This window comes from Acinetobacter sp. AYS6 (genome assembly GCF_025630795.1).
In the GTDB taxonomy this organism is placed as follows: Bacteria; Pseudomonadota; Gammaproteobacteria; order Pseudomonadales; family Moraxellaceae; genus Acinetobacter.
Genome location: NZ_JAOTNV010000005.1, coordinates 624,367 through 639,604, shown reverse-complemented (window position 1 = coordinate 639,604; position 15,238 = coordinate 624,367). Strand labels below are relative to the sequence as shown.

Annotated in this window: 10 protein-coding genes; 7 read left to right on the top strand and 3 right to left on the bottom strand. The window is 39.6% G+C overall.

Annotated elements, in window-relative coordinates; translation table 11 throughout:
- The first annotated feature begins 74 nt into the window (after positions 1 to 74).
- From OD757_RS07740 to OD757_RS07720, 5 genes are all read left to right on the top strand, one after another.
- Positions 75 to 824: an SDR family NAD(P)-dependent oxidoreductase gene (locus OD757_RS07740; RefSeq protein ID WP_263031458.1), complete on the top strand. Its 750-nt coding sequence runs from the start codon at positions 75 to 77 to the stop codon at positions 822 to 824.
- 77 nt (positions 825 to 901) lie between these two features.
- Complete coding sequence (locus OD757_RS07735; protein WP_263031457.1) at positions 902 to 2,203, top strand: MFS transporter; 1,302 nt, start codon at positions 902 to 904, stop codon at positions 2,201 to 2,203.
- Between the two features lie 19 nt (positions 2,204 to 2,222).
- Entirely contained in the window at positions 2,223 to 3,068 is an 846-nt protein-coding gene (locus OD757_RS07730; RefSeq protein WP_263031536.1) for a transketolase, read from the top strand.
- A gap of 10 nt (positions 3,069 to 3,078) precedes the next feature.
- On the top strand, positions 3,079 to 4,083 hold the full coding sequence (locus tag OD757_RS07725; protein ID WP_263031456.1) for a transketolase family protein: 1,005 nt from the start codon (positions 3,079 to 3,081) through the stop codon (positions 4,081 to 4,083).
- A gap of 198 nt (positions 4,084 to 4,281) precedes the next feature.
- Positions 4,282 to 5,511, top strand: coding sequence for a hypothetical protein (locus tag OD757_RS07720; RefSeq protein WP_263031455.1), 1,230 nt, complete (start codon positions 4,282 to 4,284; stop codon positions 5,509 to 5,511).
- Between the two features lie 38 nt (positions 5,512 to 5,549).
- Here OD757_RS07720 and metH read toward each other — a convergent pair whose 3' ends face one another.
- Positions 5,550 to 9,236, bottom strand: coding sequence for a methionine synthase (gene metH / locus OD757_RS07715; RefSeq protein ID WP_263031454.1), 3,687 nt, complete (start codon positions 9,234 to 9,236; stop codon positions 5,550 to 5,552).
- Positions 9,237 to 9,701: 465 nt separating this feature from the next.
- On the opposite strand from metH, the gene OD757_RS07710 reads away from it, so the two are divergent.
- Together OD757_RS07710 and OD757_RS07705 are read left to right on the top strand one after the other, a co-directional pair.
- A complete protein-coding gene (locus tag OD757_RS07710) occupies positions 9,702 to 11,333 on the top strand; it encodes an inorganic phosphate transporter (protein WP_263031453.1) in 1,632 nt (543 codons plus the stop codon).
- A gap of 164 nt (positions 11,334 to 11,497) precedes the next feature.
- Positions 11,498 to 12,832, top strand: coding sequence for a D-serine ammonia-lyase (locus tag OD757_RS07705; protein WP_263031452.1), 1,335 nt, complete (start codon positions 11,498 to 11,500; stop codon positions 12,830 to 12,832).
- 42 nt (positions 12,833 to 12,874) lie between these two features.
- On the opposite strand, the gene OD757_RS07700 is transcribed toward OD757_RS07705, so the two are convergent.
- Positions 12,875 to 14,422, bottom strand: a complete 1,548-nt coding sequence (locus OD757_RS07700; protein ID WP_263031451.1) for a hypothetical protein — start codon at positions 14,420 to 14,422, stop codon at positions 12,875 to 12,877.
- A gap of 547 nt (positions 14,423 to 14,969) precedes the next feature.
- Positions 14,970 to 15,134, bottom strand: coding sequence for a hypothetical protein (locus OD757_RS07695; protein WP_009386556.1), 165 nt, complete (start codon positions 15,132 to 15,134; stop codon positions 14,970 to 14,972).
- Positions 15,135 to 15,238 lie beyond the last annotated feature (104 nt).

Below are 15,238 nucleotides of genomic sequence, written 5' to 3'. Positions count from 1 at the left end.
CTGATTGCTGGGCTTTGTGAAAAAAGAGATTCTAAGTCAGAACTTAGGAAATAAAGCGTAAAAGAGGATTGAACATGTTACTACAAGGAAAAGTGGCATTAATTACTGGTGCAGCATCAGAACGTGGAATTGGGCGAGCAACCGCAGAAATCTTTGCGCAACAAGGTGCTAAAGTCATTATTGTTGATTTAGATATTACTCAAAGCCAAAACGCTGCAAAGGCACTTGGTGAAGGACATTTAGGTCTTGCTGCAAACGTTGCGAACGAAGAACAGGTCAAAGCAGCTGTTGAACAAGCACTACAGCATTATGGCAAGATTGATATTTTAATTAACAATGCTGGCATTACTCAGCCAGTTAAAACCCTCGATATTCAGCGCAATGACTATGACCGTATTTTAGATGTCAGCCTGCGTGGAACCCTGATTATGTCTCAAGCTGTTATTCCATCCATGAAAGCAAATGGTGGTGGAAGCATTGTGTGCTTATCTTCAGTTTCAGCGCAGCGCGGCGGTGGTATTTTTGGCGGGCCACATTATAGCGCTGCCAAAGCAGGTGTGTTAGGTCTAGCAAAAGCGATGGCACGTGAGTTTGGTGGTGACCAGATTCGTGTAAATTCTCTTACTCCAGGTCTAATTCAGACTGATATTACTGGCGGTTTAATGAATGATGACCGTCGTCACGACATTTTGGCAGGTATTCCGCTTGGTCGTTTGGGTAAAGCGCAAGATGTTGCAAATGCAGCATTATTTTTGGCAAGTGATCTGTCAGCTTACTTAACGGGCGTAACACTCGATGTAAATGGTGGCATGCTGATTCATTAAGGCTCGTCATTTAAAAACTAAAAATAGAATGATGGTCACAAGAGGATACTGTGGCCAAATGTAAAGGGATTCGCACGATGGATACATTATTTTCATCTGAAGTAGATACAACGGTGCGTAAGTCGGCGTATCGAAAAATTGCATTTCGGCTCATGCCATTTTTAATGCTTTGTTATTTTTGTGCCTATTTAGATCGAGTAAATGTGGGTTTTGCCAAGCTCCAAATGATGAGCGATTTACAGTTTAGTGAAGCTGTATATGGGTTAGGCGCAGGGATTTTCTTTATTGGTTATTTTCTTTGTGAAGTGCCAAGCAACATCGTACTCCACAAGGTAGGCGCAAGACGTTGGATTGCCCGTATCATGATTACATGGGGAATTTTGTCAGGCTGTTTTGCTTTTGTTCAAACTGAATGGCAATTTTACACCTTACGTTTTTTATTGGGTGTCGCCGAAGCTGGACTAGCTCCGGGTTTGTTGCTCTACCTCACTTATTGGTTCCCATCTTACCGCCGTGCACGCATGACCGTACTTTGGTTTATCGCGATTCCAATTTCGGGAATGATTGGTGGACCACTTTCAGGCTTAATCATGGACCGAATGAGCGGTGTACATGGTTGGTTTGGCTGGCAGTGGATGTTCCTTATTGAAGCCATTCCTACTGTACTTGTTGGCCTGCTTGTACTTGCTGTTTTAAAAGATTCAGTTCAAGACGCCAACTGGTTAACCCAAGACGAAAAGAACTTGGTGAAGCAAGAGCTTGCTCAAGATAACCAGCACAAAGAAGGTCATGCTAGCGTCAAAGAGTTCATCGCAGATAAACGCTTATGGCTACTCGCAGGCATCTATTTTTGTGTCGTGATGGGCCAATATGCCATTACCTTTTGGTTGCCAACTCTCATTCGTAACTCGGGCATTAGTGATAACTGGCATATCGGTTTGCTTACAAGTCTGCCTTATATGTGCGCCATTGTAGTTATGCTTTTGGCAGGGCGTAGTGGTGACCATTTCCAAGAGCGCCGCTGGCACTTAATTATCCCGATGTGTGCAGGCGCTATAGCACTCACACTTGCGACTTTATTCGCTTCAAATCTAACGCTCTCTTTAATTTGCCTTTGCATCGCAGCCTCAGGTGTGCTGACTGCATCCTCTTTATTTTGGATGTTACCGACCAACTTTTTGGGTGGTGTTTCGGCAGCGGCAGGTATTGCCGCAGTGAATAGCTTCGCCAATCTTGCAGGATTTTGCTCACCTTATTTAATCGGTTGGGTCACCACCAACACAGGTTCAAATGCAATCGGCATGTTCTTAATCACAGCAGTATTAATTTTCGGTGCCAGCTTGGTTCTGCGTGTTCCAGCAAAACTGGTCAATCGTTAATAAGGAATAGTAAATGACAATGTTAAATACTGATAAATCAGGCCAAATTGCCGAGTTGCAACAACGTGCCTACCACATTCGCCAACATGCTTTACGCATGGGGCAAGTACAAGGCCAAGGCTATGTTGGACAAGCTTTAGGTGCAGCAGATTTGCTCGCAGTATCTTATTTCCATGCCATGAAATATCAGCCAGAAAACCCTGAATGGGAAGGTCGTGACCGTTTTTATCTATCTATTGGGCACTATGCAATTGCACTCTATGCAGCCTTAATTGAAGCAAAAATTATCCCGCTTGAAGAACTTGAAACCTACGGTGCAGATGACAGTCGTTTACCAATGTCGGGCATGGCTTCATATACACCGGGCATGGAAATTACAGGTGGTTCATTGGGGCAGGGTCTTGGAATTGCGGTCGGTGCATGTTTAGGACTGAAACAGAAAAAGTCGGATGCTTTTGTCTATAACTTACTGTCCGATGGTGAGTTAAATGAAGGCTCAACATGGGAGGCAGTGATGTCTGCTTCTCATTGGAAACTAGATAACCTGATTGCCATTATTGATGTGAATAATCAGCAGGCAGATGGGCACTCCAGCGAAATTTTAGCGTTTGAACCCATTGTAGACCGTTGGCAGTCATTTGGTTGGTACACCCAACGCGTAGATGGCAACGATATGAACGCTTTGCTTGAGGCATTCGATCAGGCACAAAACCATGAGGGAGCATGCCCAAGAGTCATTATTTGTGACACCAAAATGGGTAAAGGCGTGTCGTTCTTGGAAAGCCGCGAAAAAACACACTTCATTCGTGTTGATGAGCATGAATGGGACGATGCTTTAAATATTTTGACCCACTACGGACAGTAAGGAATACACCATGAGCCAGTTAGCCAATCCTCCTAAGAAAAAACTAACCACTTCGGCAATGATTGCTTCTATTGCTGCCGAGGGCCAACCGACCAAACCAGCTCCATTTGGACATGCATTAAATGCCTTGGCAAAAGAGCGTGATGATATTGTGGGCTTATCAGCAGATTTATCAAAATATACTGACCTGCATATTTTTGCTAAAGAAAACCCAGACAAGTTTTTCCAAATGGGTATGGCAGAACAACTTTTAATGAGTGCAGCAGCAGGACTTGCTCGTGAAGGATTTGTTCCCTTTGCGACCACCTATGCTGTGTTTGCATCACGCCGTGCCTATGACTTTATTTGTATGGCGATTGCAGAAGATAACCTCAATGTCAAAATTGTCGCGGCACTTCCGGGTTTAACCACCGGTTACGGGCCAAGCCATCAGGCAACGGATGATATTGCGATTTTCCGCGCTATGCCGAACTTGATGGTCATTGATCCATGTGATGCCTTGGAAATAGAACAGGCGATTCCTCAAATTGCCGCTCATAATGGTCCCGTATATATGCGTTTATTGCGTGGTCAAGTTCCATTAGTGCTCGATAAATACAATTACCAATTTAAATTAGGTAAGGCACAGGTGATTAAACCGGGTAAAGACTTACTCATTATTTCGACTGGCTTATTGACCATGCGTGCGCTTGAGGCAGCGGAAGAGCTTGAAAAAGAGGGCATTGAGGTTTCAGTGTTGCATGTGCCTACTATTAAGCCGCTAGATGAACAGACTATTTTGGATGAAGTCGCTAAAGGTGACCGACCTGTTTTAACTGCCGAAAATCATTCAGTCATTGGTGGGTTAGGGGAAGCTGTCGGCTCACTACTTCTAAGAAATGGTCAACATCCTCGTTTTTACATGATTGGTTTGCCAGATGCATTTTTAGATGCAGGGGCATTACCAACTTTGCATGATCGATATGCTATTTCAACAGAAGCAGTTAAAGAGAAGATTAAGTCACATTTAAAGTAAAAGTAGTATTTTCTTAATGTGGATAGTATGGAAATAGATTCGTTGAAATCCCTTAATCTTAAAGGTTGAGGGATTTTTTATCTCAATATGCTAATGAAATGTAGACATCAATTAACAGGAAGTTGGCTATTTTGAAGGTTTGGTTTAAATAAATATCTGTTATAAGATGAATAAAAATTATAAATAGGATTTGAAAAAATGAAAAAAATACACTTTAGTCTATTAAGTTTTTTAATGTTGGCTGGATGTGGTGAAAATAACCAAAGTATAGTACCAAATAAAGATAATACGTTGTTTATACAAGGCGTTAGTGTTAATGAAAAGGTTGAATTAAACCCAGCCATAACCAACTATGACCTAATTGCTTATGGTAATGAACCTACTGAGGCTGTCTTGATTAATTTAACGGGACAGGAAAAAAAGCTCTTGGGCTCTATTTCATTAAAACCTTATTCAAATATGGCGAGTTTAGATTATTTGGTATGGAAGGATACTTTAAATAAGGCACTTATATGTTTACCACTCTTAACTTGTTTAGATGGTACGACATATAAGATAGAAAATTTCGGGGATAAATTTAAATTGAGTTTGGATTTGAATCAGTCCAAAAATGAGTTCTCAGTAACTTCTATAAATGGAGAGGAGATAGGAAATAGAGTTCCCGTAGTTGTGTCTGGAAATATAAATTTTACGGTTCCTTCAAATTGGCCATTGTTTCAAAAAGATAGGTTTTCAGCTATCAAAGTTAATGATATTGCTATTGATGGAAGTATTTTTAAAATTATAGATTTTGAAGAGTCAAAGCAATATTATAATAATGAATTAATATACACTACAAAAAAATTTACTTTGAAGAAAAATGAAGATATTTCATATTTAAGTATAATATTTTATGAAAATAAGGTGAAAAGTAATGCATTAATTAATTTGGTATATAAAGGTGGGGATTTTGAAAATATAGAGAAATTGAGCGATCAGTTTTGGAAGGAAGATCAAAAAAATATAGAGTTTAATCTCGAAAACATAGAATTGATTGATCATACTAATAATAGGAAACTAAATGTTAGTGTAAATATGAACATGCCTAAAACTTATAGTGACTTACAATTTGGGGATCAAAAAATAGTAATGTTGCCTATTCACAATCGTTATATAGCTACAGTTAAAAATGATCAAAAAATTTATAATCTAGGTTTTGAAAATAGTAATGAATTAATTGATATATCTATCATTCAAGAGCTTGCAGGACATTTAAGCGTTAAAACAATAGTTGGTGAACAAGAGTTCATGTGCGGAAATCGAGAAATCCCTTGTTCTGGCATAACTTCAGATAGTAATAGACAAACCTTTTATTTTCATAATGTAAAAGCAGGAGCAAATACACTTAATGGTATGACTCATATTACAGGAGTATTTGAACAAAAATAAAAAAATCCCCTCAATTGAGGGGATGTTCCTTTAATAACTTAAACAATCGAATCATCTAAATTCGGCCCTAACCAGCGTTTTGCCTCATCAAGTGTCCAACCTTTACGTTTTGCATAATCTTCAAGTTGGTCTTGAGAGATTTTACCCACGTTAAAATATTCACTTTGTGGATGAGAATAATAGAAACCACTGACTGAAGATGGTGGCATCATTGCAAAGTGTTCAGTCAGTTTGGTGCCGATTTTATTGGTAGAACCTAACCAGTCAAACAACACAGCTTTTTCAGAGTGCTCTGGACAAGCTGGGTAACCCGGTGCAGGGCGAATACCCACATATTTCTCTTTAATCAGTTCTTCATTGCTGAGCTGTTCATCAGCTTTATAGCCCCAGAACTCTTTACGAATGCGTTCATGCAAGTGTTCCGCAAAGGCTTCAGCAAAACGGTCAGCCAATGACTGAACTAAAATTGCAGAGTAGTCGTCCCCTTTAGCTTTGTACTCATTTGCCAATTCTTCTGCACCAAAAATCGATACAGTGAATCCGCCCAAGTAGTCCTGTTGCTCACGGTCAGCGCGAATGTAATCTGCTAAAGACAAGTTCGGTTTACCTGTCACTTTGTCAGATTGCTGACGTAAATGCTCAAAAGTATGCGTAACATTTTGACCCGCTTCATCAAATACGCTCACTGTGTCAGCGTCAGTGCGCTGAGCAGGGAACATACCAAATACAGCACGAGCATCAAAACGATTGTTGTCGATAATATCTTTCAACATTACTTGAGCTTGGTTATACAAATCTGTTGCAGCTTCGCCAACCACTTCATCTTCTAAAATTTTCGGGAACTTACCTGCTAAGCTCCAAGAAATGAAGAATGGTGTCCAGTCAAAATATTCGACAAGTGTGGCAAGCGGGTAATTGGTTAAAACTTGAGTTCCCAAAAGATTTGGTTTTGCAGGGACATAACTCTCGTCAATTTTAAAACCGTTTTCAACTGACTCTTTATAAGTCAACTTGGCAGCTTTAGGTTGTTTGTTGGCTAAGCGCTCACGAATTTTGACATATTCAGCACGATGCTCTTCGATGAATTTTCCACGCATTTCTTTTGAAAGCAGGGTCGTTACAACACCTACGGCACGTGAAGCATCTGCAACATAAATCACAGCATCATTTTGATATTGAGGATCAATTTTTACTGCTGTGTGTGCTTTAGAAGTTGTTGCGCCACCAATCAATAAAGGAATATTAAAACCTTTACGTTGCATTTCTTTCGCAACAAACACCATTTCATCTAAAGATGGGGTAATCAGACCTGATAACCCGATAATGTCACATTTTTCATCAATCGCGGTTTGCAAGATTTTCTCGCAAGGCACCATCACACCCAGGTCAACAATGTCGTAACCATTACAGCCGAGTACAACACCTACAATATTTTTACCAATATCGTGTACATCGCCCTTAACAGTTGCCATGAGGACTTTACCTTTAGATTGGCTACCTGTTTTTTCAGCTTCAATGTACGGGTTAAGCCAAGCCACAGCTTGCTTCATGACACGTGCAGATTTTACAACCTGAGGTAAGAACATTTTGCCTGAGCCGAACAAGTCACCAACGACGTTCATACCGTCCATCAAAGCGCCTTCAATTACATCTAAAGGACGTTTGGCTTTTAGGCGAGCTTCTTCTGTGTCTTCGTCAATGTAGGTAGTAATACCTTTAACCAAAGCATATTCAAGACGCTTTTCTACAGGTTCGTTACGCCATTCAAGGTTTTCGGCTTCACGTTGAGTACCACTATGACCACGGAACTTTTCAGCCACTTCAAGCAATTTTTCAGTCGCAGCCTGACCAGATTCACCTTGGTTCTGATTTAAAACGACATCTTCAACTGCATCTTTAAGTTCTTTCGGAATATCATCATAAATTGCCATTTGACCAGCATTTACAATCCCCATGGTCATGCCTTGTTTAATGGCATGGTACAAGAACACAGAGTGAATGGCTTCACGAACAGGCTCATTACCACGGAATGAGAATGAAACGTTCGATACACCACCAGAAATCATGGCGTGAGGTAAGTTCTGTTTAATCCAACCTGTGGCTTCAATAAAATCGACACCATAGTTATTGTGTTCTTCAATCCCTGTTGCAACAGCAAACACGTTCGGGTCAAAAATAATATCTTCAGCAGGGAAGCCGACATCATTAACCAAAATGTCATATGAACGTTTACAGATTTCACGTTTGCGCTCAGCAGTGTCGGCCTGACCTGTTTCATCAAAGGCCATCACAATAATCGCAGCACCATATTGACGGCACAGGCGAGCTTTTTCAACAAACTCGTCATAACCTTCTTTTAAAGAAATTGAGTTAACAACCGGTTTGCCTTGTACACATTTTAAGCCTGCTTCAATGATTTCCCATTTCGATGAGTCAATCATGATCGGCACACGTGAAATGTCTGGCTCAGAAGCCACAAGGTTTAAGAAATGTACCATCGCATTTTGCGAATCGAGCATCCCTTCATCCATATTAATGTCAATAATCTGAGCGCCAGCTTCCACTTGTTGCTGTGCAACTTCTAAAGCTTCGGCAAAGTTTTCTTCACGAATAAGACGTAAGAATTTTTTTGAACCAGTAACGTTAGTACGTTCGCCTACGTTAACGAACAATGAGTCATCATAAATATTAAATGGTTCTAAACCACTTAAGCGGCAAGCTGGTTTAGTTTCAGGAATTTGACGTGGTGCAATGTCTTTTACAGCATTAGCAATGGCACGAATATGATCTGGTGTTGTACCACAGCAACCACCGGTAATATTAATCAAACCACTTTCTGCAAACTCTTTTAAGAAGGCAGCAGTTTGTTCTGGTGTTTCATCATATTCACCAAAAGCATTTGGTAAGCCTGCATTTGGATGAGCAGAAATGAACGTATCAGCAACATCAGACACGGTTTTAACGTGAGGACGCATTGCATCTGCACCAAGGGCGCAGTTGAAACCAATTGAAAGTAAGTCACCATGACGTACCGAGTTCCAGAACGCTTCGGCAGTTTGACCTGTTAAGGTACGACCTGAGGCATCGGTAATGGTTCCCGAAATCATGAGAGGTAATTCATGACCAATTTGTTTAAAGACTTCTTTCACCGCAAAAATTGCAGCTTTACAGTTTAATGTATCAAAAACGGTTTCAATCAGAATGATATCTGCACCGCCTTCAATCAGCGCATGAGTTGCCTCAATATAGTTTTCTTTTAGCTCATCAAAGGTAATGTTACGAAATGCTGGATCATTTACATTGGGTGAAATAGAGCAGGTACGTGATGTCGGACCGAGTACACCTGCTACAAAACGAGGTTTATCTGGAGTCGAATATTTTTCACAGGCTGCTTTAGCTAAACGTGCTGCTTCGCGGTTAATCTCTGGAACAAGATCTTCCATGTGATAATCAGACATTGAAACACGTGTGCCGTTAAAGCTGTTGGTTTCAATAATGTCTGCGCCCGCATCAAGATAAGCTTCATGAATACCTTGAATGATTTCCGGTTGAGTCAGCACAAGAAGGTCATTGTTACCTTTTAAGTCATGTGCCCAATCGGCAAAACGCTCACCACGGTAGTCGGCTTCTTCTAGTTTATGGCGTTGAATCATGGTGCCCATTGCACCATCAATAATCAGAATGCGTTTGGCAAGAAGCGCTTTTAGGGTGGCAAGCGTAGACATAGAAAACCCCGATATTTTACAAATTTAAAAATGCGGCGCTATTGTAACAGAATAGTTGCACAATTGATGAGCTATAACGACCCATCATTCACTTGTAATAGATTCATTAAAAAAACGGCTTCTAATGACAAATAGAGAATGTTTTTTCATCAAATATTCATAAAATGATCATGATATTGAAATATTTCATCTCCAATATTCCGTTTTATGACAATTAGGCTGTTTGAAAAATAGTCATGCAGGTAATTTTTTATATATTTTTGCTTTAAAAATAGTCATAAATAAGGAAGATATAAAATGATTTAAATTATTGTATTTTAAAATAAAAATAAATTGCATAGAGGAAAGGTGCATCAAATGAGGTCAAAATATGAAAAATTGACTTCATCAGACGCCGCTTTGTCATATAATTGTCATAATTTAATTTAAGAATACAGAGGATTTTTCTATCCTCTTACCGTCTGCATGAATTCTAATCTACCCCCTGTTTCGGATTCAAAACTTGCGGCAAACCTGCAAGTCAAATCGACGAATGTACATGTCCCGACACCTAAGTTTTTTATGCCGGTGTTTCTGACGATTATTGTTGCAACACTTATTTATATTGGATTTCAGGTGAGTGCTGATTTAGCGCATGTACCGCCTTTGAGTCTTTATTCGGTTATCCTTTTATCTACAGCACTTTTGATTGCTTTAGGCTTTGAGTTTGTAAATGGCTTCCACGATACTGCAAATGCAGTCGCGACAGTGATTTACACCAATGCTTTACCTGCACCGGTAGCAGTTATGTGGGCAGGTTTTTGTAATTTTCTTGGGGTAATGGTTGCAAGCGGCGCAGTCGCTTACGGTATTATTGCATTGTTGCCTGTTGAATTGATTATGAACATGGGCAGTGGTGCAGGTTTCGCAATGGTTTTTGCGCTTCTTATTGCTGCGATTCTTTGGAACTTAGGAACTTGGTTCTTAGGTATTCCTGCGTCTAGCTCTCATACCTTGATTGGTTCAATCTTGGGTGTGGGCATTATGAACCATCTATTGAGTGCATCGACTGGCGTAACGACCAGTGGTGTTGATATGGATCAGGTGATTAAAGTCGGTAAGGCATTATTGTTTTCACCTTTAATTGGTTTTGCTTTTGCAGCGATTGTCTTCTTGTTAGTTAAAACTGTTTTTAAACGCCAATTAGAATTATTCCAGCCACCAGAAGGTAATAAACCACCTCCAGCAATCATTCGTGCAATTTTAATCTTTACCTGCACAGGCGTAAGTTTTGCACATGGTTCAAATGACGGTCAAAAAGGTATGGGTCTCATCATGCTGATTTTGGTTGGTCTGGTGCCGTTGGCTTATTCATTAAATAAAAACCTTGATACACAACAAGTTCAATCATTCCATCAGCTTTCTTCTCAAACTGCCGTATTTTTGAATCAAAATCAGCCAGAATTAACCGATGAAAAAGCACGTGTTATTTTGACTAAATATATTCAAACTAAACAGCAAACTCCAGAAGTAGTGCCTGCATTGGCAAGCCTGACTGATCATTTGGGTGAGCGTGTTTCTAGCTATAGCAACTTAAAAGACATTCCTGAAGCCGCAATTAGCGAAATTCGTAATGACATGTATTTAAGCACCACATCGTTTAAACGTTTGGATAAAGCGAATGCATTACCAAAAATGGATCAGTCACAAGAAAAACTTGTGAAAGAATACCGTAGTAGCTTAGATTCATTCTTACAATACATTCCAACTTGGGTGAAAGTAGCCGTTGCTTTGGCACTTGGCTTAGGCACCATGGTGGGTTGGAAACGTATTGTTGTGACTGTAGGTGAGCGTATTGGTAAGCATCACATGACTTATGGTCAAGGGATGTCTGCTGAGCTTGTAGCAATGAGTACAATTGCAGCTGCTGATGGTTTAGGTATGCCTGTTTCAACAACACACGTTTTAAACAGTGCTGTTGCAGGTACCATGGTCGCGAATAGATCAGGCTTAAACTTCAATACAGTTAAAACAATTTTATCTGCATGGGTATTTACTCTTCCTGCAACAATCTGTTTGTCAGGCGGTTTGTACTGGTTATTCTTGCAGTTTGTATAAAAGCATTTAAAAAACTTAAAGCCACTGTTTACAGTGGCTTTTTTATTTGTTTCTTTTTAAAGTTCAGTCTATTTTCATGTACATTCAATTATAAATTAACAAGTCGTTATAGAGCATCAAGCAGCTTTAAGGCTGGGCTTAAAACTTTGATATTAGGATAGATTATGGATGCGGTTCAAATAGATCAGCTAAAACAACAATTTCCACTTATTCAAACATTACAAGATTATCAAGAAACATTTTGGTTTATGCCTCATCGTTATTCTTTAACAGAAGCTTTAGAAAAAGTGGGGCTTACAGCAGAGGACGTAAGTGACGCGGAAGCAAGGCTAGCGCGTTTCGCACCTTATTTGGCAAAGGTATTTCCTGAAACTCAATCGCAACATGGAAAAATTGAATCAGGTATCGTTGAAATTGTGAACATGCAAAAGGCACTTTCTTCAACAGAACAAGTGCAATTGAGTGGAGCATTCTGGCTAAAAAAAGATAGTCATTTACCTATTTCTGGCTCAATTAAAGCACGTGGTGGCATTTACGAAGTGCTCACACATGCCGAAAAACTTGCCATGCAGGCAGGCTTACTTAAGCCAGAAGATGATTACAGTAAGTTAGATCAAGATTCATTTCGAACGTTCTTTTCTAAGTACCAAATTGCAGTAGGTTCTACAGGCAACCTAGGGCTTTCGATTGGCATCATGAGCGCCAAACTCGGTTTTAGAGTCACCGTTCATATGTCTGCTGATGCGAGGCAGTGGAAGAAAGACAAACTACGTTCACTGGGCGTTAATGTTGTGGAATATGCCAGTGATTATGGCGTAGCTGTTGAAGAGGGACGAAAAGCAGCAGAGCAAGATCCACATTGTTTTTTCATTGATGATGAAAACTCAAAAACATTATTTTTAGGCTATGCCGTTGCAGGAATACGTCTAAAACAGCAATTTGAGCAAAAACAAATTAAAGTTGATGCTGAACACCCATTATTTGTTTATTTGCCGTGTGGCGTTGGTGGTGGCCCTGGTGGGGTGAGTTTTGGATTAAAACTGGCTTTTGGTGAGCATGTACATTGTATCTTTGCAGAACCCACCCATTCACCATGTATGTTACTGGGTGTCCACACAGGCTTGCATGATCAGATTTCAGTAAATGACATTGGCATCGATAATGTTACAGCCGCAGATGGGCTTGCGGTAGGCCGTGCTTCAGGTTTTGTGGGACGTGCTATGCAGCAGTTAATTGATGGCTATTACACCATTGATGATAAACGTTTATATGAGCTCATTGCGCTTTTAAATCAAACCGAAAATATTCAGCTTGAGCCTTCTGCGGTAGCAGGAATGATGGGACCCTATTATGTCCAAACGAGTCCGGATTATTTGGCTTTACATCAATTATCAGCTGAGAAATTACAACAGGCAACCCATGTAATATGGGCGACAGGAGGCGGTATGGTGCCGTCTGATGAAATGCAAAAATATCTCTCACACTTTCAAAATAAATAAATACAGAAAGAAGCCCAATTCTAGAATTGGGCTTCAATCAAATTATTTTTTAGATGATTTTCCAAAAGGTAGTTTTTCGGTCGCGAAGCCATAGATTGCCGCAAAAGGCAGGGCAGTTCTTGCTAAATAAGCAACACGCCACAATCCACCGTGGTTGGCACCTTCCATCATGAGTTCAAGCGGATGGTCCAATTCAGTTTCAGGATTTGCCACAGAAGACTCATTTCTTAAGTCATGAATCCAGATTGCCGCCATAATGGCATTGGTCGTTTCAGGGCTAAAGGCCTCTACATCAAAAAGCTCAGCACCATTAAAAGCAGCTTTCAGTAATGGATTTTTAGTCACAGAGTGGGTAGTTGTAGATGGAGCAATATTAATACTTACGTGTTGACCCTGATGGCGAGCTAAAATAGCACGCCATTGTTGAATGCGTTTTGCCAAAGCATAATTTGGCCCTTGCTCAACGACTAGGCAGTCGGCAATACCATAAGTTTTTCCATTTTCACAAGCAATTAAGTCTTGATAAGGCGCTTGAAAAAAACGCTTTAACGAAAGTGTAGAAACGCCTTTTACCGCCAGTTTTTGTATTTTAGTACGTGATTTAAACTTCTCTTGAGCAGCATTGGCTACTTCTTTAGGAACCGCATAAACATCGGTTGGCGTGCACATAAACATAAGGCTCGTATCAGGCTTATGTTCGCTCACAAATTGCATAATGCTATCCATTGCCATGGAAACGCGCACATGCTTTTCACCATCTAAATAGGCGATTGCGGCCAAATCTAACTTTTGTGGAAACTGCACTAGCCACTGTGCAATCTCTGGTAATTGAGTCAATAAATTTGCACCCAATTTATCTTTTAGCTCGGAAGCTTTTGCCGAAGAATCAATTTGTTCAACACTGGGTGCAATCAGAGTTGCGTTTCCTTGTTGAATCGTATTTAAAATTTTGCCCCAGACACGTGGGTTAGGTAAGTCGACTGCAATAATATTTGCTTTCCATTTAGCCAACCAAGGTAGAGGGCCAGCTTCTGAGGCTGCACCAAACAGCACCATGGTACGGTCAGATAAATCAAACCATTCTGGATGGGCAGTAGCTTCACGTAAGGCTTTTGCATGACTTGGTTCAATAATACCAGCCTCTTCCCAACGTTGAATTTGGTCCAATAAGCTTTGCCCACTGAGTTTTTGTCCTTTGTAAGGAACGTACCACTCTGGAGCTGCTTCACTTTCACCTTTAAGTTTGACTGTATGAAGTGGCGTAGATGAAGCAATATGAACCGCATCTTTTAAAAGATAATGTTTATTATCACGATAATAGTCAAAAATATGATGGGCTTTATGCAAACCTTGCTTAGCAATAGTAATGGGGTTGCTACTATTTGAGATTCCTTGTTTAACAAGTGCTTTAAAATAGGTAGGGTAGTTTTTTCGCCAGTTTTTTTCATTCAGCACTTGTTGCGCGGTTTTATTATCTACAACAGATAAAGCCTCTGACAAAATCTCTTGGCCTGTAAGAGATGTGCTTTGTTTTTTTGTTGAGGCGTGTACTGGAAATTGTAGACCTTCGACTTGACTTGTGCTGGACATAAAATATCTCGTTATACGACTGGGTTAATATACAGGTGTATACATTATCTATGCCAACGAAAGGAAACGAGTGGCAATAACTGACAAAATAATATTGATTATTTATGTGATGAAACATGAAGGAGCAATTTATTATGATAAATCTATCTCATTTTCGCCTTAATTTTTTTCACATTTTTAGAACATTTTTATAGACTTATGTTACATAAATGATTATTTTGTATTAAGCGAATACATCAGTTTTAACCTGAAGGTAAAATGAGCAAAATGTATCAATAATACAGATACAGAAATGATTAAAAACTAGACTTTTTTATTAAAAGATAAGAAAAGTCAGACTGAATAAGAAAGAATTGGGGTGAAACTAGATAGAAGACAACATAAGATTGTCTTTTAAAAATCTTGGGGATATGGTGATTTTTTTGCACCATAATTTTCTAGTTTCATCCCATCTATTTTTGGGTTGGAACCCTCCATTTGGGTACTCACTTGTTTGAACTTTATTTCTTTAAAGTAACTTCAAAATTACTTTAAAAGAAGAGTATCTCTAACACCGTCCTTTTTTCGCTTGTCCTGGTGGGCAAAAGTCTCCAGGATGGTTGTGATAAGGTGAGTCGGGATCAATCACAATACTACCTTCACGTGTATGAACTGCACAGGCTGATAATGACATTGTGAAAATTGTTGCTGCACAAAGAAATAATATTTTCATCATGTTCTCAATTTTTTATCATTCTCCTTTGTACTATAGAAATATATTGATTATTTTTCGATCTACTTTTCGTTAAGAATATCTTTAATAATTTTGATTAAAAG

What these genes read in the sequence shown, in the direction of transcription:
- OD757_RS07710 (WP_263031453.1), top strand. Translation starts at nt 9,702, where the DNA reads ATGAATTCTAATCTACCCCCTGTTTCGGATTCAAAACTTGCGGCAAAC.
- OD757_RS07705 (WP_263031452.1), top strand. Translation starts at nt 11,498, where the DNA reads ATGGATGCGGTTCAAATAGATCAGCTAAAACAACAATTTCCACTTATT.
- OD757_RS07730 (WP_263031536.1), top strand. Translation starts at nt 2,223, where the DNA reads ATGTTAAATACTGATAAATCAGGCCAAATTGCCGAGTTGCAACAACGT.
- OD757_RS07720 (WP_263031455.1), top strand. Translation starts at nt 4,282, where the DNA reads ATGAAAAAAATACACTTTAGTCTATTAAGTTTTTTAATGTTGGCTGGA.
- metH (WP_263031454.1), bottom strand. Translation starts at nt 9,236, where the DNA reads ATGTCTACGCTTGCCACCCTAAAAGCGCTTCTTGCCAAACGCATTCTG.
- OD757_RS07700 (WP_263031451.1), bottom strand. Translation starts at nt 14,422, where the DNA reads ATGTCCAGCACAAGTCAAGTCGAAGGTCTACAATTTCCAGTACACGCC.
- OD757_RS07725 (WP_263031456.1), top strand. Translation starts at nt 3,079, where the DNA reads ATGAGCCAGTTAGCCAATCCTCCTAAGAAAAAACTAACCACTTCGGCA.
- OD757_RS07740 (WP_263031458.1), top strand. Translation starts at nt 75, where the DNA reads ATGTTACTACAAGGAAAAGTGGCATTAATTACTGGTGCAGCATCAGAA.
- OD757_RS07695 (WP_009386556.1), bottom strand. Translation starts at nt 15,134, where the DNA reads ATGAAAATATTATTTCTTTGTGCAGCAACAATTTTCACAATGTCATTA.
- OD757_RS07735 (WP_263031457.1), top strand. Translation starts at nt 902, where the DNA reads ATGGATACATTATTTTCATCTGAAGTAGATACAACGGTGCGTAAGTCG.